This window comes from Streptococcus sp. 5905, assembly GCF_013276505.1.
Classification (GTDB): domain Bacteria; phylum Bacillota; class Bacilli; order Lactobacillales; family Streptococcaceae; genus Streptococcus.
On the sequence record NZ_VMLC01000007.1, the window covers coordinates 43,545 to 64,074 of the forward strand.

17 protein-coding genes, 4 tRNA genes and 1 pseudogene are annotated in these 20,530 nt (G+C 39.5%); 5 read left to right on the forward strand and 17 right to left on the reverse strand.

From position 1 onward, the window contains the following. Positions 1–26: 26 nt before the first annotated feature. Both HT680_RS08700 and HT680_RS08705 read right to left on the reverse strand, forming a co-directional pair. The gene (locus HT680_RS08700; protein ID WP_173259755.1) at positions 27–2,552 is read right to left on the reverse strand and encodes an ATP-binding cassette domain-containing protein; all 2,526 of its coding nucleotides are present in this window, start codon (positions 2,550–2,552) and stop codon (positions 27–29) included. A 109-nt stretch (positions 2,553–2,661) separates the two neighbouring features. Further along, positions 2,662–3,561: a cation diffusion facilitator family transporter gene (locus HT680_RS08705; RefSeq protein WP_173259757.1), complete on the reverse strand. Its 900-nt coding sequence runs from the start codon at positions 3,559–3,561 to the stop codon at positions 2,662–2,664. A 130-nt stretch (positions 3,562–3,691) separates the two neighbouring features. Here HT680_RS08705 and HT680_RS08710 point away from each other — a divergent pair, with 130 nt between their 5' ends. Next, positions 3,692–4,246 carry a TetR/AcrR family transcriptional regulator gene (locus HT680_RS08710; RefSeq protein WP_173259759.1) on the forward strand — a complete coding sequence of 185 codons (555 nt, stop codon included), beginning with the start codon at positions 3,692–3,694 and terminating at the stop codon, positions 4,244–4,246. 26 nt (positions 4,247–4,272) lie between these two features. Further along, positions 4,273–4,605, forward strand: a complete 333-nt coding sequence (locus tag HT680_RS08715; protein WP_173259761.1) for a glucuronide permease — start codon at positions 4,273–4,275, stop codon at positions 4,603–4,605. 90 nt (positions 4,606–4,695) lie between these two features. On the opposite strand, the gene HT680_RS08720 is transcribed toward HT680_RS08715, so the two are convergent. The 10 genes from HT680_RS08720 to HT680_RS08765 all read right to left on the reverse strand — a co-directional run bounded on the left by HT680_RS08720 (position 4,696) and on the right by HT680_RS08765 (position 16,443). Next, positions 4,696–6,216: an ABC transporter permease/substrate-binding protein gene (locus HT680_RS08720; RefSeq protein ID WP_173259763.1), complete on the reverse strand. Its 1,521-nt coding sequence runs from the start codon at positions 6,214–6,216 to the stop codon at positions 4,696–4,698. Beyond that, on the reverse strand, positions 6,209–6,937 hold the full coding sequence (locus HT680_RS08725) for an ABC transporter ATP-binding protein (RefSeq protein WP_173259765.1): 729 nt from the start codon (positions 6,935–6,937) through the stop codon (positions 6,209–6,211). Before HT680_RS08725 ends, HT680_RS08720 begins: the two co-directional genes overlap by 8 nt. Before the next feature lie 14 nt (positions 6,938–6,951). Beyond that, on the reverse strand, positions 6,952–7,716 hold the full coding sequence (locus tag HT680_RS08730) for a nuclear transport factor 2 family protein (RefSeq protein ID WP_173259767.1): 765 nt from the start codon (positions 7,714–7,716) through the stop codon (positions 6,952–6,954). 3 nt (positions 7,717–7,719) lie between these two features. Next, positions 7,720–8,163, reverse strand: a complete 444-nt coding sequence (locus tag HT680_RS08735) for a MarR family transcriptional regulator (RefSeq protein ID WP_173259769.1) — start codon at positions 8,161–8,163, stop codon at positions 7,720–7,722. A 143-nt stretch (positions 8,164–8,306) separates the two neighbouring features. After that, complete coding sequence (locus tag HT680_RS08740; RefSeq protein WP_173259785.1) at positions 8,307–9,500, reverse strand: O-antigen ligase; 1,194 nt, start codon at positions 9,498–9,500, stop codon at positions 8,307–8,309. 132 nt (positions 9,501–9,632) lie between these two features. After that, entirely contained in the window at positions 9,633–11,075 is a 1,443-nt protein-coding gene (gene gtfA / locus HT680_RS08745) for a sucrose phosphorylase (RefSeq protein ID WP_173259771.1), read from the reverse strand. A 201-nt stretch (positions 11,076–11,276) separates the two neighbouring features. Next, positions 11,277–12,110 (reverse strand): carbohydrate ABC transporter permease, encoded by an 834-nt coding sequence (locus tag HT680_RS08750; RefSeq protein WP_000711271.1) that lies wholly within the window; start codon positions 12,108–12,110, stop codon positions 11,277–11,279. Between the two features lie 16 nt (positions 12,111–12,126). Beyond that, positions 12,127–12,999 carry a sugar ABC transporter permease gene (locus HT680_RS08755; RefSeq protein WP_084975704.1) on the reverse strand — a complete coding sequence of 291 codons (873 nt, stop codon included), beginning with the start codon at positions 12,997–12,999 and terminating at the stop codon, positions 12,127–12,129. Between the two features lie 18 nt (positions 13,000–13,017). Further along, positions 13,018–14,268, reverse strand: coding sequence for an extracellular solute-binding protein (locus tag HT680_RS08760; protein WP_173259773.1), 1,251 nt, complete (start codon positions 14,266–14,268; stop codon positions 13,018–13,020). 12 nt (positions 14,269–14,280) lie between these two features. Further along, complete coding sequence (locus HT680_RS08765; RefSeq protein ID WP_173259775.1) at positions 14,281–16,443, reverse strand: alpha-galactosidase; 2,163 nt, start codon at positions 16,441–16,443, stop codon at positions 14,281–14,283. Positions 16,444–16,550: 107 nt separating this feature from the next. Between HT680_RS08765 and HT680_RS08770 the strand changes: the two genes are divergently transcribed. Beyond that, positions 16,551–17,411, forward strand: a complete 861-nt coding sequence (locus HT680_RS08770; protein WP_173259777.1) for an AraC family transcriptional regulator — start codon at positions 16,551–16,553, stop codon at positions 17,409–17,411. After that, positions 17,408–18,346, forward strand: coding sequence for a bifunctional biotin--[acetyl-CoA-carboxylase] ligase/biotin operon repressor BirA (gene birA / locus HT680_RS08775; protein WP_173259779.1), 939 nt, complete (start codon positions 17,408–17,410; stop codon positions 18,344–18,346). Before HT680_RS08770 ends, birA begins: the two co-directional genes overlap by 4 nt. A 103-nt stretch (positions 18,347–18,449) precedes the next feature. On the opposite strand, the gene HT680_RS08780 is transcribed toward birA, so the two are convergent. Then, positions 18,450–19,154: a hypothetical protein gene (locus HT680_RS08780; RefSeq protein ID WP_173259781.1), complete on the reverse strand. Its 705-nt coding sequence runs from the start codon at positions 19,152–19,154 to the stop codon at positions 18,450–18,452. A gap of 214 nt (positions 19,155–19,368) precedes the next feature. Between HT680_RS08780 and HT680_RS08785 the strand changes: the two are divergent. After that, positions 19,369–20,023 (forward strand): annotated as a pseudogene (locus HT680_RS08785) (transposase). Between the two features lie 47 nt (positions 20,024–20,070). Here the strand turns inward: HT680_RS08785 and HT680_RS08790 are convergent. The 4 genes from HT680_RS08790 to HT680_RS08805 form a co-directional block, all read right to left on the reverse strand. Next, positions 20,071–20,158, reverse strand: a tRNA-Ser gene (locus HT680_RS08790). Between the two features lie 66 nt (positions 20,159–20,224). Continuing rightward, positions 20,225–20,312: transfer RNA gene (locus HT680_RS08795), tRNA-Ser, on the reverse strand. Positions 20,313–20,318: 6 nt separating this feature from the next. Further along, positions 20,319–20,392, reverse strand: a tRNA-Ile gene (locus tag HT680_RS08800). Between the two features lie 34 nt (positions 20,393–20,426). Next, a tRNA-Gly gene (locus tag HT680_RS08805) sits at positions 20,427–20,497 on the reverse strand. Between the last annotated feature and the right edge of the window lie 33 nt (positions 20,498–20,530).

The window sequence follows — 20,530 nt, forward strand, 5'->3', positions numbered from 1 at the left end:
TTATCCACCTTTTTGTGGTTTAGTTGTTATTCGCTACGAAGCGATTCGACTGGGTCTTTCTTAGCAGCGATGCGTGAAGGGATTAGACCGGCTAACATGGTAAGGACAATCGAAATACCGATAAGGATTAGAGCTACTTCTATTGGTAATTGCGCTACATTTCCTACATTTGTCATTTTCGCAACAATCGCATTGATTGGGAATGTCGCAAGAAAGGTAATCGTGATACCGAGCACCCCAGAGATCAATCCTTCAATGGCTGTTTCAGCAGTGAAGATACGACGAATATCTTTCTTCGAAGCCCCCATTGCACGTAGGATTCCGATTTCTTTTGTACGTTCGAGAACTGAAATGTACGTGATAATCGAAATCATTATAGAAGATACAATGAGTGAGATGGCCACAAAGCCAACGAGTACTGTTGTCACTACGCCAACCAATGTCGTAATTGAAGACATGATAGTTTGGATATCATCTGAATAAGCGAGTACCTTATCGTCTTCTCCAGCTTCTTTTTTCGCTGTGTTATAGGCGTTTATGAACTCTTTTAAGTCTTGTTTTTGTTGGAACGAAGAGGTGTAGAGCTCAATGGCAGCTGGTTTGGATTTGTTGATGACGCCCATTTTTGCGAGGTTTTCCTCGTAAGTTGAAGCCGAATTGTCGTTATATTGTTGGACATACTGCGCTTGTTCTTCAGGCGTCATTTTGGCCAACTGAATTTTTTCTTCTTCGGTTAAATTCTCCGAACTGAATGGTTTAGGATCTTTGGCAAATTCTTTACCCGTAAATACATTTAGATTTTGATTGGCTTCCTGTTCCTTAACGATATCACTATTTTGAATGTATTCGGAAGTGTAATCAATAAGGGCGCTTGTGTAGGCGATTCCTCCTAAAGGAGCATTCACGCCTGAACTTGTGCCATCTTTTTGGCGAAGAACACCCACAATTTTAAGTTGGAGCCCATTCTCGATTTGAGTTTTCATATAAGAAGCATTATCAATCTTATTGAGCCATAAGTTATTTTCTTTCACAAAACGGTTTGTATTAACAACTGCTTTGAAAGTTTTCCCGATAAAATCACTATATTGATACGTTTGAGAAGAGAGTTCGTCGAGCTTCTTCGTATCGTTCAATTCACTGGGATCTTTGAAACGCAAACTATAGAGCAACAAATCGCTAATTTGATTGTTTTCATCTACGATAAGGACGAGCTCGGACTTATCTTGTGGGAAGCGTCCTTCCAACACGTCGTACTTGCTTTCTAGCATTGAAGAATCACTAGAAAGTTCACTCCAGTAGTTGAGGTTTTGTAAGTATCCCTTCATCGTTTGGTTCGCTGTTTCTACTTCATCAGCTAAGGTTGAAGGCAGAATACTTTTGGGTCCGTTGGAAGTATCACTTGCATAGATAAACGGTTGTAAATTGTATCGGTAACGAATGTCTTTTGTGAGAGATTCGACCTTCGAAGCGTGTTCCTCCAAGTAAGTCTTGAAGGAAGCTAGGTCGTTCTTTCCGATTTGTTTTTTCAATAAATTCGTTAAAACCGTATTGATACCGAGCTCATGATTATCCTTGTAAGGCTTCTCGCTCAAATCTGGAGAGGTCGCCAACAAGTTGCTCTGGTTCTGCTCGCTAATCGTCAGTGGAAGAGAGACGAGGGTATCTTCCTGCACCTTTTTAACGTAGTCACTCACACCATTGGAAAGGGCTAAGATAAGAGCAATCCCGATAATCCCGATGGAACCCGCAAAAGCTGTTAGTAAGGTACGACCTTTCTTTGTCAATAGGTTATTAAAGGAAAGTACAAGGGCGGTTATAAAGCTCATCTTCGTCTTCGTGAACTGGATGTCGACTTGCTTTGTCTCCTCTGTTGGTTCGCATGGGTTTGAGTCGCTCAAGATGTTTCCATCTAATACTTGTACGATACGTGTGGAGTACTTCTGCGCCAGCTCTGGGTTATGCGTCACCATGATAACCAAACGTTCCTTGGCAATGTCTTTTAATAAATCCATGATTTGAACAGAAGTCTCAGAATCGAGCGCTCCTGTCGGTTCGTCGGCTAAAACGACTTTTGGATCATTAACAAGAGCACGCGCAATCGCGATTCGTTGCATTTGTCCCCCAGACATTTGACTTGGTTTCTTATATAAATGGTCTTTTAGGCCTACGCGTTCGAGCACTTCGATAGCACGTTTCTTACGTTCTGCTTTTGAAACACCCGAAAGAGTCATTGCAATTTCTACGTTAGAGAGTGCAGTTTGGTGCCCAATGAGATTATAAGACTGAAAGACGAAACCGATGGTGTGGTTTCTGTAGCTATCCCAATCGCGGTCTTTAAATTGCTTTGTTGATTTTCCTTGGATGAGTAAATCACCAGATGTGTATTGGTCGAGTCCCCCGATGATATTTAATAGGGTGGTTTTCCCAGAACCCGATTGCCCGAGAATGGAGACAAACTCATTCTCACGGAAGCGAATCGATATATCCTTTAGCGCGTGGAACTCTTTATCGCCCGTATGATAGACTTTTGAAATGTGTTGTAGCTGTAACATCGCCTATCTCCTTTCAGTGATATATGTAGTCTATCACAATTTCATAATGGAGTAAATATGTTACATTTACAATTCATCAAAAATAATCAACAAATGGAAAATCGACTTCTTATGAATGATGATGTCCATGACTTTGACCTACTTCCAACTCCTCAATTTTTCGCTTATGGGTTTGGTGACTTGCTAGGTTTGCATCAACTTCAATGGTAACATTTTGAAAACCATAATCTTTGAGTAAATTACGAATGGATTCTTTACAATACTCCATATGTTCAATCTCTTCTAGGCAAACATGAACAATGGCGTCATTTTCCAGACCATCCATAGACCAAATACTGAGTTGATTAACACTTTTAACATTAGCTAGCGCTGCTAACTCTTTCTCTAGCTCGGCAGTCTCGACCCCTTCAGGCACAGCATCTAAGAAAATCTTAAGTGTTGACCAAAAGCGAGGAATGACTTTCCAGAGGATAAAACTAGAAATCAAGAGTGATAAGAGCGGATCAAGAAAGTACCAATCTGTCACATACAAAACACCAGCAACCAGAATGACCGCTAGCCAACCCAGAATATCTTCTAAAAAATGCAAGGTCAGGATAACTTCGTTCTTTGTCCGACCCTTACGAACGATTAGACTAGCCAAGAGATTGATAAGAATCGCAAGAATCCCCAACCACAGCATCCCTTGGTAGTTGACAGGCTGAGGGGATAGGAGACGAGGAATATTCTCCAAGAGCACCATGAAAGACCCTGTCAAAAGGATCAAAGCAGTCAGCATGGCGCCTAGCAGACTGAAGCGTTTATAACCAAGTGTATAACGTTTGTCTTCCTGACGATTGGAAATAGTTTCCAAGCAAGCTGATAAGCCTATGGCAAGAGCATCGCCCAAATCATGAACCGCATCCGCTAATACAGCACTTGAATTGAAGATGCCCCCAAAAATAAATTCGACAATAGAAAATGATAGATTCAAGAAAAAGGCTAGCCAGATAGATGTTTTAGAACTCATTTTTCTCCCTCCTTTGGTATAATAGGTATATATACTTCTTTCATTTGTATTATCTAATAAAATCCAAAGAAAGGATAGAAGCAAACTGTCAGCCTTATTCAGTTCTGAACAGTTTGTCTCAAGTGTCTATATGCAAAAAAGAGACCGTCGAGTCAGCAAGACGAAAAAAGCCATTTATCAAGCTTTTCTACAAGTTTTGAACGACAAGGGCTATGATGCTACTACTGTCCAAGATATCATTGACTTGGCAGATGTTGGGCGTTCCACTTTTTACTGTCACTACGAGAGTAAGGAACTGCTTTTAGATGAGCTCTGCCGCTACCTCTTTCATCATCTCTTTGAAAGGGAAGGACACTTTACTACCGAGGACTACCTCGCACATATTTTTTTGCATTTTCAAAAAAATCAAGACCATGTCACCAGTCTTCTTTTTTCCAAAAACGACTACTTTCTCCGCCAACTACACAAGGAACTCGAACACCATGTTTACCCCATGGTAGCGGAGGATTTGCAAGAGGCCTATCCAAACATTCCGGCCTCCTACCTTCAGCATTTTGTTGTGACGAACTTTATCGAAACACTGACCTGGTGGCTAAAAAAAGGAAAATCTTATACTGAAGACCAAGTAGTGAGATTTTACTTAGATGTGATTGAGATGACTTCTACAAAATCACTCGAAATTTAATCCTGTCACGAAGAAAGGAATCAACCATGTTAACTTCTATTATCCTAGGAATTCTGACGATTGTATTGGCTCTTATTTTCTCCCTCCTTCATCTCGCGGCAGCTTTCGCAGCCATGAAAGAAAAAAATTACTGTCAAGGGAACATGTGTATCTTGGTGGGAAGTTGTCTTACTTCACTAGCTCTTGCTATCTTTTTCTTTGTTCCGCTTGCAACTGTCGTCTTATGGATAGTGGGCTCTAGCATCATCTGCTACGGTGCTTACTGGAATGGGAGACAGCAAGAAAACCAACATATATCGCACCACATTATAAGGGGCACACTAGCGGCTTTGATTGCTCTCTTGTTTATCTTACTCTAACATTAAAAATCCCATCTCGTCTATAATTCGAGATGGGATTTTGTCTGCTGAAGAAAATTGCTAGTGGCTACCACTGGCTTTCCTCTCCATTTATTTCTTCAACAATCCTTGTTCTTGTAGAAATTCCTTGGCTACTTGTTCTGCAGACTTGCCTTCGACACCCACTTGATAGTTGAGCTGGCTCATCTGGCTTTCAGTAATTTTACCAGCCAATTTATTGAGAATAGATTCCAATTCTGGATGTTTCTTGAGAAGAGCTTCTTTCATGAGTGGCGCTCCTTGATAAGGTGGGAAAAGTTGCTTGTCATCTTCCAAGACCTGTAAATCATAACGCGCCAACTCTGCATCGGTCGAATAGGCATCTGTGATTTGAATATCGCCTGACTGAATTGCCTGATAGCGAAGGGCCGGCTCCATGGTTGCTACATTAAGATTGAGTCCATACATTGATTGCAAGCCCTTATTTCCATCCTCACGATCATTAAACTCGAGAGTAAAGCCTGCCTTCAACTGTCCTTCTACTTTTTTCAAGTCCGAAATGGTCTTCAAGCCATATTCTTGAGCAATCTTTTTCGGAACAGCTACAGCGTAGGTATTTTGATAAGACATAGGTTTGAGATAGGCCAGATGATCCTGTTTGGCAATGCCATCACGCGCCACTTGATAAACCTGATCTGGCTCGTGACTCACTTTCGGTGATGGCTGAAGCAAACTTTCAGTCACCGTACCAGTAAATTCAGGATAGATATCAATATCCCCTTTTTTCAGAGCTTCATAGAGGAAACTTGTTTTCCCAAAATTCGGTTTAACAGTCGCAGTCATACTGGTATTTGCTTCAATCAGCAACTTATACATATTGGCCAAAATTTCGGGTTCTGGTCCCAATTTCCCAGCAATAACCAAATTTTCTTTCTCTTTTTGAGCTAGTAAGGCTGGACTATAAGACAGACCGAGCAATATGGTCACCAAGGCAAAACCAGAGAAAATCGTTCTCAATTTTGCTTTTTCCATCACTTTTAGTAGGAAGTTAAAGGCAATGGCGAGCACTGCAGAAGAAAGTGCCCCAATCAAAATCAGACTGGTATTATTGCGGTCAATTCCCAAAAGGATAAAGGAACCCAGTCCCCCTGCACCAATCAAGGCAGCCAAGGTTGCCGTACCGATAATCAAAACCGCTGCCGTCCGAATACCAGACATTATGACAGGCATGGCAAGTGGAATTTCAAACTTCTTGAGACGCTCCCACCTGGTCATCCCAAAGGCAATCCCAGCCTCTTGCAGACTTGGATCAATTCCCTTTAGCCCCGTGATGGTATTTTGCAAAATCGGGAAAATCGCATAAATCACTAGTGCTGTCAAAGCAGGCAAAGTTCCAATTCCCATCAAGGGGATAAAGAGCCCCAACAAGGCCAAAGACGGGATGGTCTGGAAAATCCCTGCAATCTGCAAAAACCAGTCCGCCATCTTTTCATGATAACGAAGAAATACCGCTAAGGGGACTGCAATAAAAATAGCTAGTAACAAGGTCAAAAGTGACAACTGCAAATGTTGAGATAGAGCTGTTACCCAGTCACCAAAACGATCCTGAAAAGTTGATATCAAATTAGTCATGAACACTACCTCCAAACAAGTCAGCTACAAAGTCTGTTGCAGGAGCTTTTAAAATCGTCTCAGGGTTCGCCACCTGACGAATCTCTCCATCCTGCAAAACAGCAATACGGTCCGCCAATTTCAAAGCTTCATCCGTATCATGGGTCACAAAAATAGTTGTCATCTCAAACTCTTTATGCAATTCTTTCGTCAGAACCTGCAACTGTTTTCTCGAAATAGCATCCAAGGCTGAAAAAGGTTCATCCATAAGCAAAATCTTAGGCTGACCAATCATGGCACGAACAATACCAACCCGCTGCTGTTCTCCGCCAGATAGTTCACTAGGTAAGCGATGCCCATACTCGGCTACTGGTAAACCAACCTTAGCCAAAAGCTCTTCAGTTTTCTGAGCAATCTCTTCCTTAGTCCACCCCTTCATCTCCGGAATGAGGGCAATATTTTCCGCAACCGTTAAATTGGGAAACAGTGCAATGGCCTGTAAAACATAACCAGTAGAAAGACGAAGTTCACGCTCATCATAGTCTTTGATGCGCTTGCCATCCATGTAAATATTTCCATCAGTCGGTTCCAAAAGACGATTAATCATCTTAATCATGGTCGTCTTACCTGACCCAGAAGGTCCAACTAAAACCATGAACTCCCCATTCTCAATCCGTAAATTGACATCTCTCAAGACATCTTTTTCTGTGTAACGTAGCGCTACATTTTTATATTCAATCATTATTTGTCCTCAATTTAAAACTTCCCTCGGTTGGTCAAGTCTTCTACCTTAGGCATAACTTCCTTATTATCCCAATGCTCCACAATTTTCCCATTTTCTAGACGGAAGATATCATACTGGGCATAGGCAACGCCATCAATCTGAGTCTGGCCATAGCTGACCACATAGTTTCCTTGTCCCAAAAGCTGGAAAACAAAGTCGAAAGTAACACCATGTTCAGCCACATAGTTTTTATAAGCCTGACTTCCTTGTCCAATCTCATGATTATGCTGAATCAAATCTTCTGCCACAAATTCACTCCACTGCTCTAGCTCCCCATTTTGGAAGATTTCTGTCAGGAAACGACGAACGATTTTTTTATTTTCTGCTGTCTTATCCAAATCATTGATCTCAAAATCTCCAAAAATCTGGTCTAATTGGTCATTTTCAGGTGTTCGATAGTAGTCAATAACATCCCAATGCTCCACGATGCGTCCATTCTCATCCGCACGGAAAGTATCTGTCGTCACCCATTGAGCTTCCCCACCATTGAGATATTGATGAACATGGACGAAGACTAGATTGCCGTCTTCAATAGTGCGAACAATCTTCATCTCACGCTCGGGATGGCGCTCAAAGAAATTTGCAAAGAAAGCCGCAAACCCTTCTTTCCCATCCGGCACACCTGTCGAGTGTTGGATATAAGTATCCCCTACAGACTGAGCTTGAGCCTCGGCAACGCGCCCATCTTGAATGGCATGAATGTATAGGTTGTGAGCATTTTCAACTTGTTTTGACATATTTTATTCCTCATTTGCTTTCTCTTTCAGATTGTCCAAAATGCGTTCCTGATAACTTTCAAACTGGCGAATTTCTTCCTCAGTGAATCCTTTATAAAAAATAGCATCCAGTCTTTGACTAACACGATGGCCAACTTCTTTCTGAGACCAACCCTGCTCTGTCAACTTGACATATTTCTTTCTCTTATCTATTCCACATGGGCTAATGATGACCAGGTTTTGCTCCTCAAGTTTCTTAATCATAGTTGTCAGCGTATTGTTGGCGAGACCAGTCGCAAGCGCAATATCTGTCGCTGTAGCGCAACCTGTCTCACTATTCCATAAAACCGCTAAAATCTTGCCCTGTTCACTCCGATAAAGAGCCTCAGGATCCTGACTCAGTAACTTTTGAAAAATCCGCCTATTTAACAAACGAATATGATGGGCTACTAAATGACTATCCTTCATGATCCCTCCATTTTATTTCTATATCGAATTGTTTTTATTGTAACACCTCTCGTTCCATCTGTCAACTATTTCGATTTAGAAATAATTTTCGCCAACAAAAAAGACCTCCTACCTAGAGTAGAAGATCTCCGTTCTTGAGTAACTTAATCTGTCATTTCGGACACCAAGGTTCGATGTTCCAGTGGTAGACTGCACATAACCAGCAAGAAGATGAATCCTGACTGAACCCAGAAGAGAGCCAAGTCAAAAATTCCATGTACAGCGACTACTGTAAGGAAGGAGAGATAAAGACCGATAATTGGTCGTTTACCAGACTCCTGACTCATATCCATCATCATGTGAACCGGGATAACCGAAGAAATGGATAGGAGAATGGTTCCAATCAAACCATAACTTAAAATAGTATCGATATAAAGACTATGCGCGTGCTCGTGGTAAGGTGCATGGATTCTCGGATAGGAATTCATATAGGTCAGCGGACCCTCACCCCAGATCGGATTTTGCTTAAACAAAGTCATACCCGCATTCCAGATTGAAACACGCTCCTCCATTGAAGAATCTAGCGTTCCCATACGGACACCCAAATCGCTTGAGAAGAGGAAACAAAGGCCAATCCCGAAAACACCAATACTGAGCCAGAAGGCGCGCCAGTTTTTAATGGTTGTAAAGAGATAAATGATGGCACCCGCGATAATGGCAGGAAAGGCTGTTCTATTTTGTGTAAAATTCAAACCAAATAGATTTACAAAACCTGCTAGCACACAAAAGATTTTTAACCATCTTAACTTCGTCGTTGTAAAGAGGTAAAAGGCTATCATGATACAGAAGCAACAGATAATTCCATAGTAGTTCGGATTAAAGAAAGTTACCTCTGCACGGTTCTGGTGCCATACTTGCATATTGGGCGAAAGAAAGGCATAGTTAAATTTCTTTACAATCTGGAAATGCTCCAAAGTAGCAAAAACAGCAGAGAGCACACTACCAAACAAGATTGTCTGCAGTATCAGTCGAAAGAAAGCATGTGTCAGACGTTTCTGGTAAAAACTAAAGAAAATGAGGAAGAGAAACATCAGTAAAGATGCAACCAATCCAAGCCAGTTCTTGGCGACGATAGAGATGATACTACTGTAGGCAATAAAAAAGAGAAGTACAGGATGTTTGGCCAATCCCTTGATAATTCCCTTCATCTCCCCAGTAACAAGTAAACCTATCAAATATAAAGCAAAGAGTGCTAAGAACAAATAAAAAGGTAAAAAGATACTCATGATCATCAGATACAAAAAGAAATCTTTTTTCGAAAGCCCTCTTATCTTATCCAGTAATCCAATTGATTTCAAAACGGATCCTTTCTGTTCTGGATTTCTCCAGAAGATAAATGCTAAACTATCTTTTAATTTTACCATTTTTTCCGTCATTTGGGAACAATGAACACGTTTTCGCCACAAAAAAACTCTTTCATTAATATAGCACTAGAACTGAATTTTTCTGCCGTTTTCCACTACCTGATAGGTCTGACTTTGCAGATCAATTTCTGCTACTGCTGTTACAGACTTGTCTTTATTTTGACGTTTGATTACAATGCTGTGAGCTGTTGGTGTTTCTATCTCAATAGTCCCTTCTAGGTCAAAGGCCTCTGATTTATTACGGAAAGAAAATAGATTGAGAAGGGCCTTCACCACAGGACGTTGAACTTCTTCTGCTATTTCCTCATTGCTATAGTAATGACGATTAATATTTCGACCTTCTTTGGTTTCTTCTAATAATTTCAAGTCATTCTTACCTGCTAATAGACCCACATAGTAAACCTGAGGAATGCCTGGAGCAAAAGCTTGAATCAAACGAGCGAGGAAGTACTTGACATCATCATCTCCAAGCGCAGAATAATAGGTTGAATTGATTTGGTAGATATCTAGATTGTTATACTCTGCACTAGAGTACTTACGTTTGACATTCGCTCCAACCTTATAGAGCTCATTTGAAGCATAGTCAATTTCTTCATCTGTCAGGATATCCTTGACATCCACCACTCCAATCCCATCATGAGTATCTAGTGTCGTAAATTGCTTCATCGGGCTCATCTTTAACCACTTAGCCAAACGCTCTGTTCTGGAACTGTAAAGAGTATAAAGAGTCACCATTGGAAGGGCAAAATCATAAACATAGTAATCATGGTCCGCTATTTTAAACTGAATCGAATAGTGTTCATGAATCTCAGGTAAGAGCTCTGTCCCATACTCAGCAGCGATATCTCGGACTTTGTCCAATAAATTCCAAATATCTGGTTCCACAAAGAAATCATTGGTATCCAATTTCTTCACTGCATAAGCAAAGGCATCTAGACGAATCAAATCACACCCATTACTTGCCAGGTGCTGAATGGTCTTACGGATGAATTCCATTGTTACTTCCTTGGTCACATCAAGATCAATCTGCTCCTCACCAAAGGTATTCCACAAATGTTCTACTGAACCATCTGCAAAAACGATCTCCTGCTTTGGCGCACGATCCTTGCGCTTGTAAATTAAATCTACATCAGCTTGTGTCGGACGATTTTCTGGCCAAAACTTATCCCAGTTTAGAAAGAGATCTTTGAATTCACTAGCTTCATGTTTTTCTTGATAGTCCTTATAATATTTAGATTGACGAGAAATATGGTTAATCATAAAGTCGAACATAAGATAATATTTCTCACCTAAACGCTTAACATCCTCCCAATCACCAAACGCTGGATCCACTTCATCGTAGTCAACTGGCGCAAATCCACGATCACCTGTTGACGGGAAAAATGGCAGAAGGTGAACTCCCCCAATAGCATCGCCAAAATGTTCTTCCAAATTCTCATACAAGTCTCTAAGGTTATTTCCAAGACTATCTGAGTAAGTAATCAACATAGTTTTATTTTGAATGGTCATAGATGTTCTCCTTTTTCTGATGAAAGCCAAGTCTCATATGACCTGGCTTCGTAAATGAAAGATATTTTTAGATTTTTGTTCACATCGAACTTGTACTAATATAGACTGCAAGCTACAAAGTACTACTTTTTTCTACATAGAATTGTCAACAAGCTGAACTGTTCCTCTATGTATGGAATTATAAATTCCCTAAGCACTTTCTTACTTCACTGCCCCGTTACTCATTCCTGAAATGATATGTTTTTGGAAGATGAGGTAGACAATGGTTATCGTTACAATTCCCACAATATAAGATGCAAAACTTGGACCATAGTCATTGAAGTACTGACCTTGGTAGTTGTATTGGAAGAGAGGTAAGGTCCACATCTTAGAATCCTTGTTCAGAATCAACAGTGGCAACATAAAGTCATTCCAGAACCAGAGAGCATTGATAATCAAAGTTGTCGCATGCATGGGCTTCAACATTGGAAAGATGATTCGACGATAAGTTGTAAAACGATCAGCCCCATCAATTTCCGCAGCTTCATCCAAACTATCTGGTACACTGATTTTTATATAACCAACATACAAGAAGAGAGTCTGTGGAATAGCATAAGTTAGGTAGAGTATTACTAGCCCCCACATATTTGCTAGACCGAGTTTACTCATCATAACTGTGATGGGAATCATAATCACCTGAAATGGAACAAATATCCCTAAAATCAAGAGCGAATACATAATTGCAAAGGCTTTTTTCTTGGACATATTTCGAGCAATGGAATAAGCTGCAGCTGGTATAAAGAAAGCTACTACAATCAATGATAACACCGTAATAACTGCTGAATTCCAGAAATAGCCTCCAATCCCATCCGAAATCAAGCGTTCATAATTACTTAATGTAAAAGGATTAGGCAAACTAAAGAAATGATTCATGATATCCTTAGTTGTTTTGAAAGAACTAAATACCGTTACCAACAAAGGAACAAGTATAAGAATACCACCGACTATCAAGAGGACATATTTCCAAAACTGATTCAATTTTTCTTCTTTTTTCATGTGTAGGACTCCTCTATTAGATTTCAAATTTCTTTGATAGCTTGATTTGGATAAGAGAAACAATTCCAATAATTAAGAATAAAATCAAGGCAATTGCATTCGCATATCCATATTGATTACTCTTGAAAGCATAGTTGTATACTAAAAGTCCAAGAGACGTTGTAGCATTATTTGGACCACCACTCGTCAACGCAAAAATTTGGTCAAAGGCTGTCAAACCAGACTTAAGAGCCAAGATAAAAACCATTGAGATCGTTGGCAGTAAATAGGGCAATTCAATCTTCCAAAAAGTTTGTTTACTGGTTGCACCATCAATTGATGCTGCCTCTAAAATATCATTTGGAATACTCTGAAGACCAGCAAGAAAGAGAATAATTGGCATTGCTACTCCTTGCCATAGAAGAACAAAAATAGTTGCTACTACCGCTCCGACAGGTGTCCCTAATAGACTCTCTTGTAAAAAACCAATCCCTAAAATTCTTCCAATCGTTGGAAGACCATAGTTGAAGAATTGTTTAAAAATCAAGGAAACTGTCAAACCAGACAAAACAGCCGGGAAAAAGAACCATGCTCTAAAAAAAGTTTGCCCTTTCATCTTAGAATTTAAGGCTCGTGCCACAACCATCCCAATCGTAATCTCTCCAATAATCAATGCCAGAGTTAAAATCAAAGTAAAGGCTATGGCTGTGAAGAATTTCCCATCAATCATCAGCAATTTGTAGTTATTCAAACCAACAAATTTATAATTATAGGTCAATCCAGTCCAGTTAGTCAAACTATAGAAAGCACCTTGTACCATTGGAAAGTAAAAGAAGATAGCTTGTAAAGCAAGCGGGATGAGTAAAAATGTCCAACCCCAGTATTTATTTAAAAATTTTCGAATAGCCATATCATCTTAACTCCTATTCTAGTCCAAATCTGCCTTCATTGGATTAAAGAAAGCATTGAGATTGTTTGCCATATTTTTCAGATTTTTATCCATCAGATAACCTGCACTTAGATTAAAAAAGTCTTCTTCAGAGTTCCAGCGTTGGCCCAACCAAACATAATGTTTGTCCGTAAATGCCAGTTTAGAAATATCTGCAAGCGCTGAATCTTCTTTTTCCTGTATGCCTTTCACCGCAACTGGTGATCCATCTACATCATAGTATGACTGCATAGCTTTTGGACTAGTCATATAGCTGATAAATTCTTCGGTTTCTTTCGGATGTTTGGTAGTAGCTGAAATTGATAATGCCATGTCCCCTGCACCAACAGTAACTTCTTTTCCTACTTCTTCTCCTGGGAAGGCAAACATCCCCACCTCAAATTTTGGATCCTGTTGATTAATTGCCGCTAATGCCCATGATCCTTGTGGCATCATCAAGGCTTTTTCACTCGAAAATGCTACCACCGCATCATTATAAGAGGCACCACGCCAACCATCTTGAGCATTATCCGCCAACAAATCGAGTCGTTCTGCATCTGCTTTTAAAATAGCATCATCTACAGAGATAGCGTTTGGTTTTGAAAAGCGAAGGTAGTTATTAGCCGCATCTCCACTACCTGTAATAGTAATGAGAGAAAGTTGGTGGTAACCATTTAATGTCCAGCCTTCATTGCCTGCAACTGCAAATGGAGAATTTCCACTATCTTTTATCTTTTTAACAATCTCTTGAAATTCTTTAAAAGTCTTCGGTTCCTCAAGTCCTAATTCTTTAAATTTTGTTTTATTGTAATAGATTCCATAAAGGTTGGCCGTTAAAGGCACGCTATAAACTTTGTCATTAATCGCATACTTTTCGGCATAGTCGTTCTTGATGTTCTCAAGATAAGATTTCCCTGTCATATCTGCAAAATAACCTGCTTTTGCCCACTCCTGAAAATCCATATTTTGAGGGTAGATATTGACAATATCTGGCACGTCCCCTGATAAAACACGCGTTTTTAGGACAATACCTGCTGCGGGCACTGTTGTTAACTTCACATCAATATTAGGGTGTTCCTTTTCAAAATCATCCACTATTCTTTGCAAAGTATCTGCCATCTCGGTCTTCTGGTTAAAAAACTCAATCGTTACCTTGCCATCAGTTGACTCCTCTTGACTACTACAAGCTGACAGTCCCAAAAGGCAGAGTCCTGTAGTAGCAATTAAGCTCATCTTTTTATACCATCTCATGATTTTATCTCCTTATCTTCTAATGAAATGTAACTGCCTGCTGAGATAATCTCCCTGCGGAAGCTCCATAGTAATACCCGCATACATGAGTTCTGCACCTGAGTAAACTACACCATTTTCCTGTAATTCATACCGTCCCTCTTCATCCAAATCTTTTAACTTTAAAGTTGTTTCCATTGTTTCCACAACTGATAGGACTCGGACGTAGGTTACAATTGTTTGATTTCCATAGTTAAATTGCACAGCTGCTTCATTGGATTCAGCATCGGGATTGATTAACCTATACTGATTCCCCAACTGGACTACTGGCCGCAATTCTTTATACAAGTTCACCTGATTAGCGATCTCAGACTTCTCTTCATCTGATAAACTTGTCAAATCAAGCTCATAACCCAGATTTCCCATCATTGCCACATGACCACGAGTTTCCAATGGTGTCATTCGTCCCATCTGATGATTCGGTACTGCTGACACATGAGCTCCCATGGAAATGGTTGGATAGAGATAAGATGAGCCGTATTGAATTGGTAAACGTGCTATAGCATCAGTATTATCACTAGCCCAGACTTGTGGGAAATAACGCATCATACCAAGATCATTTCGTCCTCCACCACCAGAGCAGGACTCAAAGAGAATATGGCCGTGCTTCTCAGTCAGATAAGAAACGAGTTCGTAAAGCCCCAACATATACTGATGAGACTGCATCTGGGTATCCAAGTAGGCTGAACCATTCCCCAGATTAGTGATATTGCGGTTCATATCCCATTTGATGTAATCAATTTTATGATGAGAGAGGAGTTCATTTAAAACATTTTTCAAATATCCTACTACCTGAGGATTGGCAAGATTAAGTACTAATTGATTTCTAGAATAGGTATGCTCATAACCTGGAACCTGAATAGCCCAGTCAGGATGTTTGCGATACAAATCACTATCAACAGAAATCATTTCAGGTTCTAACCAAAGACCAAACTGTAAACCTTTTTCATGGATAGCTGAAATCAGACTTTCAAGACTTCCACCCAGTTTTTTCTCATTAACAACCCAGTCACCTAAAGCACGATTATCATCAAAGCGATTACCAAACCAACCATCATCTAATACAAAAAGTTCAATACCAACTTTCTTAGCCTCATCTGCCAACTCTAACAGTTTTTCTCTCTGAAAGTCAAAGTAAGTAGCTTCCCAGTTATTGATTAGAATTGGACGCTCTTTTTTAGAAAACTGACTTGGCATTATGTGCTTAAGTACAAAATTCTGACTTTCATGACTAATACCAGTTAATCCCTTATCTGAATAGGTCACTAAAGCTACCGGTGTTTCAAAATTTTCCTCAGGATTTAACTTCCAAGAAAAGTTTTCTGGGTTAATGCCAATAGCCACCCGAACTTCATTCAATTGATTCTTTTGAACAAAAGCTTCAAAGTTTCCACTATACAATAGTTGCAGGGCAAATACATCGCCGGCATCTTCTGTGACTCCTTGATCACATAATAGAAGAGCTGGTGTTTGAGCATGACCAGAAGCACCACGGTTCGAACTAATTGAAAAGATTCCTTGTTCTACCTGTTGACGTCGAACAGTCTTTTCACGAGCATAAGCACCCTGCAGAGTTACAATTTCGTAAGCCGCAGCGGGAAAATCAGCCATAAAAGAAAAGTCCTTATGAATGATAACTTCCTGATTGCTATTATTCTCCAATTTGCTGTAACTAGCAATTGTCGCATCATTATCAAAAGCAGTATAATACAAAGTCAGACTAAGTTGAGCCTTAGAATCTTTTAAAATCAAGGCAAGAGTCTCTGTATCGTCCATGCTATGTGGAGAAGGTAAGCCCTGTGGACCATTCTGACCTTTTAAAATCTTTGCTTCTACAAATCGAAAGTCTGTCACTTCAGTTGCATCATGCTGAACCTGTAAGGTTGGTCTTCTAAAATCACCTAAGCCATGTTGTCCAAAAATCTGACGTTGCGTATCCAAACTAAAGGTTCGATTAGTAGCTATTGGATTACCAGAAAAAGCATGATCGCGTTCATAAACACTATTAGTTCCTCTATAGTTCTTAATAGTCTTTCCTAAATGTTTTAATAATAAGAATCCATCCCTATTTTCAATAATCAAACTTAGACCTTTACTCTCAACGTAAAATAGATTATTCTCTATTCGAACTCCCATATATTTCACCTCTTCGATTTCTTGATAAAATTTTATCAAATAAAAGCGCTTTCTAAAATAGAGAAATGTCTACAAAGTATGGTAAAATGTTAGGTAGGAGGTGGCACATGCTCGTTTTTTCAGAATACCAGACTGGAACAATTGATCTTTCTCTTAGCTTTTACGGCTATGAAGAATGCACGCCTAACTACTCTTTTGGCCCAGCTATTCGAGATACCTATGTACTACATTACATTACTAAAGGAAAAGGTCAATTCCATTATAAGGGGAAAATTGTTGATTTAAAGGCAGGAGATTTCTTTTTACTAAAACCAGATGAATTAACCTTCTATCAAGCAGATAGACAGGATCCTTGGGCTTACTACTGGTTAGGGATTACTGGAGGGAGGGCACCTGACTATTTTGCTCTATCTCAAATTTCTGACCAATCCTACCTCATCCAGTCAAAAAACTGTCATACACAGACAACTGCAAAACTCGTTGATAGTATTGTCCGTTTCGCTCAGATAACAAAATCAAACGAACTAGCACAACTCCACATCATGGGGCAACTCCATGAACTAATGTTTCATCTAGGAACGATTGCTCCCAATCAGAAAAAAAAGAATATTTCATCAACCCACCAACTCTATCTTGACTGCAAACGATTGATAGATAGTCACTACCCTCAATCACTCACAATTCAAGATTTAGCAAAAGAGCTATCGGTTCATAGAAGTTACTTAACTAGTGTGTTTAAAGAATTTCACCAACTCTCTCCAAAAGAGTATCTACTCTACGTTCGGATGCATCGTGCACAACAACTTCTGGAACATACTGAAGAATCTATTAAAGTCATTGCATACTCCGTCGGCTTTTCAGATCCTCTCCATTTCTCAAAAGCCTACAAGCAGTTTTTTCATAAAACACCGAGTCAAACTCGAAAAGAACTCTCTCACTCCCTCATAGCTAGAAAGGAAAATCAATGAAATCACACCAACTAGTCTACCAAATATTAGCTAGAGAAAACGACTATGTCAGCGGAGAAAAAATCGGAGAAGAACTGTCGTTAAGTCGTACATCCATATGGAAGGCAATTCAACGCCTCCAACAAGAAGGGCTCGTGATTGACAGTATTAAAAATAAAGGTTACAAACTTATTCAAGGCGATTTGATCCTACCTGATTTGATTCAAGAGAAAACCAACTTAACCATTCGCTACAAACCTGAGACTAAATCAACCCAAACAGACGCAAAAGAAGGTATTGAAGGTGGAAGCCTGGGAAATAGTCTTTATCTTTCCACATGTCAAACAGCAGGTCGTGGTCGCTTTCAACGCCCCTACTATTCTCCATCTCAGGGAGGTATTTATATGTCATTACATATTCAGCCAAATCTCACCTATGACCAGCTTCCTGCCTACACATTACTTACAGCAGGTGCCATTTACAAAGCCATTAAAAACCTCACCTTGATTGACGTGGGTATCAAATGGGTAAATGATATCTACTTTAAAAATAAAAAAATAGCAGGTATCCTCACCGAAGCCATGACGTCCGTGGAAACAGGTCTAGTAACAGATGTCATTATCGGCGTTGGAATCAACTTTGCCATCAGCGATTTTCCCAAAGAGATAAAAGAAAAAGCTGGAAGTCTCTTTACACCACCAGCTCCTATCACACGAAACGAACTAATCTCAGAAATTTGTCGTTGTTTCTACCAAACAGCACCCGAAGAACTACTCTATCTTTATAAAGAACACTCTCTTGTTCTAGGAAGAGAGGTCAGTTTTATCCAAGAACAGACTGAAAAAAAAGGAGTCGCCAAGGACATCTCCGACAAAGGACAACTCCTTATCCAGCTTGATGACCAGACAGAAATATGGCTCAATAGTGGTGAAATCTCACTCACTAGCTGGACTTAACAAACAGCACTATATGGTGTCTAGAGCCTCAACTAGTAACATATAATGCTTTTTGAATGTAGAAAGTAGCAGATATATAAATAGCTGGCTTCCTTCCAACACTTTACAGGTGAATAGCTTTCGAGGCATTCTTTTTATATGCCGTGCTATGTACCAAAGAAACTCCATAGCAGTGATTTTCGTATCCAAGCATAATCAATGGTAGCGCAAAAGCTTTAACAACATATAAAAGCAGCCAAAACATAAAGACTTCAGCTTTTATATTCACCAAATTTTTACTAGACATCTCGTACAAGAACCATCCATTTAAAGCCATATTGAAGAGACTTGCCAACGTTGCTGAAACTATATTGGTTTTCAATTTTGGATGATAACATTTAGCCACATATAAGGCCAATATTGAAATATTATAAAGGCAAATCGGTTGATAATTTTCTCTATAAATAACCAGCGTCTTACGATTATAGAACGGGAAACCATGAGGTCCACGATGATATTCATTTATCCAGACATGGCTAAAACCTCTAATCTCATCCCAAGCTATAAATAAATCAATTTTTCTTAGATAAATCCCAGTTTTATGGATTAAACACTTCCATTTGAACAAGAAAGATAGAAGAAAAGTAAGGAGCAAAACCGCAACTGTAACAACCTTCAACTCCTCTTGTCCGATAGTCAAAGATAGGTTAAAAAAGCGAATTTGCGCTTTTTTTGCATCTAAGATCATTGAAATCACAGTTAGAAATACTAGAAAGATAAATAGTATAAATCTATAAAAAATACTGTGAAATTTTACTCCATTTTTCATCTCGATTATCCCCAGCCACTTAAAGTCCCTAACCTTAGTATACCACTAAATCTAGTCTATTTATGATTTTTTCTAGTATGAAAGTTAGTGAAATGGCATTAGATAATAGAGCTCTATAATTCTGTAGTGAGTAAAACCACTATGGAGATGCCTAGAAAAAAGGCCCAAAAGATCTATAATGAAAAGCGACCAAACCATCACTAGAAAGAATCTTATGGAACCATTACATTTTATCACAAACCTACTAGACGTTAAAGACCCTAACATCAAGAGTGTGGATATTTTCAATATGGATACCCACAAGGAAATCACTGAAGAAATATGATTTTCAAAAAAAATCTAAAATCCCTTATCTAGAATGTGCGGGATACAAAATTCTAATTCGTCTAAGGAAACTGCGCTTCCGCTGTAAAATCTGTAAAAAAATGGCTGTCGCAGAGACTCCCTTAGTCAAGAAAAACCACCAAATCTCTCAAAAATTAGTCGAGAAAGTCCCTATAACAGCCATCGCTGAAAGCTTGACTATCTCCACAGAGCTGAAGAAACACTACAATCTCTATCAGCTCTTGCTTTTTAACTTTCAGAACAAGGAGGCAGAGAATTTTTTCGAACTCATTGAAAATAATCTCAAGCTGGTTCATCCTCTTTTTCAGACTGTCTTTAAAACCTTCCTCAAGGATAAAGAGAAGATTGTCAACGCCCTTCAGTTACCTTATTCCAACGCAAAATTGGAAGCGACTAATAATCTCATTAAACTTATCAAACGAAATGCCTTTGGTTTTCGAAACTTTGAAAACTTCAATAAAAGAATTTTTATCGCTCTCAACATCAAAAAAGAAAGGACGAAATTCGTCCTTTCTCGATCTTAGCTTTTCTTCAACCCACTAGAGTTGATAAAGATTCTCAAATTGTATCACGGAGAATGGGGGATTCGAACCCCCGCGCCAGTTACCCGACCTAACGATTTAGCAAACCGTCCTCTTCAGCCTCTTGAGTAATTCTCCAAAATATTTAATTAATAGGTATAAGTTGATTTAAACTCCTACACTCGCTTTATAGCTCTCTGTATACGGAGAATGGGGGATTCGAACCCCCGCGCCAGTTACCCGACCTAACGATTTAGCAAACCGTCCTCTTCAGCCTCTTGAGTAATTCTCCTATTAATGGGCACGAGTGGACTCGAACCACCGACCTCACGCTTATCAGGCGTGCGCTCTAACCACCTGAGCTACGCGCCCAAGTTAAAAACTTGGTAATTTGAACAAAGTTCAAAGCGGGTGACGAGAATCGAACTCGCGACAACAGCTTGGAAGGCTGTAGTTTTACCACTAAACTACACCCGCATAACCATTATAAAATGGCGCGAGACGGAATCG

What these genes read in the sequence shown, in the direction of transcription:
- HT680_RS08700 (WP_173259755.1), bottom strand. Translation starts at nt 2,552, where the DNA reads ATGTTACAGCTACAACACATTTCAAAAGTCTATCATACGGGCGATAAA.
- HT680_RS08705 (WP_173259757.1), bottom strand. Translation starts at nt 3,561, where the DNA reads ATGAGTTCTAAAACATCTATCTGGCTAGCCTTTTTCTTGAATCTATCA.
- HT680_RS08710 (WP_173259759.1), top strand. Translation starts at nt 3,692, where the DNA reads ATGCAAAAAAGAGACCGTCGAGTCAGCAAGACGAAAAAAGCCATTTAT.
- HT680_RS08715 (WP_173259761.1), top strand. Translation starts at nt 4,273, where the DNA reads ATGTTAACTTCTATTATCCTAGGAATTCTGACGATTGTATTGGCTCTT.
- HT680_RS08720 (WP_173259763.1), bottom strand. Translation starts at nt 6,216, where the DNA reads ATGACTAATTTGATATCAACTTTTCAGGATCGTTTTGGTGACTGGGTA.
- HT680_RS08725 (WP_173259765.1), bottom strand. Translation starts at nt 6,937, where the DNA reads ATGATTGAATATAAAAATGTAGCGCTACGTTACACAGAAAAAGATGTC.
- HT680_RS08730 (WP_173259767.1), bottom strand. Translation starts at nt 7,716, where the DNA reads ATGTCAAAACAAGTTGAAAATGCTCACAACCTATACATTCATGCCATT.
- HT680_RS08735 (WP_173259769.1), bottom strand. Translation starts at nt 8,163, where the DNA reads ATGAAGGATAGTCATTTAGTAGCCCATCATATTCGTTTGTTAAATAGG.
- gtfA (WP_173259771.1), bottom strand. Translation starts at nt 11,075, where the DNA reads ATGACCATTCAAAATAAAACTATGTTGATTACTTACTCAGATAGTCTT.
- HT680_RS08750 (WP_000711271.1), bottom strand. Translation starts at nt 12,110, where the DNA reads ATGAAAAAAGAAGAAAAATTGAATCAGTTTTGGAAATATGTCCTCTTG.
- HT680_RS08755 (WP_084975704.1), bottom strand. Translation starts at nt 12,999, where the DNA reads ATGGCTATTCGAAAATTTTTAAATAAATACTGGGGTTGGACATTTTTA.
- HT680_RS08760 (WP_173259773.1), bottom strand. Translation starts at nt 14,268, where the DNA reads ATGAGATGGTATAAAAAGATGAGCTTAATTGCTACTACAGGACTCTGC.
- HT680_RS08765 (WP_173259775.1), bottom strand. Translation starts at nt 16,443, where the DNA reads ATGGGAGTTCGAATAGAGAATAATCTATTTTACGTTGAGAGTAAAGGT.
- HT680_RS08770 (WP_173259777.1), top strand. Translation starts at nt 16,551, where the DNA reads ATGCTCGTTTTTTCAGAATACCAGACTGGAACAATTGATCTTTCTCTT.
- birA (WP_173259779.1), top strand. Translation starts at nt 17,408, where the DNA reads ATGAAATCACACCAACTAGTCTACCAAATATTAGCTAGAGAAAACGAC.
- HT680_RS08780 (WP_173259781.1), bottom strand. Translation starts at nt 19,154, where the DNA reads ATGAAAAATGGAGTAAAATTTCACAGTATTTTTTATAGATTTATACTA.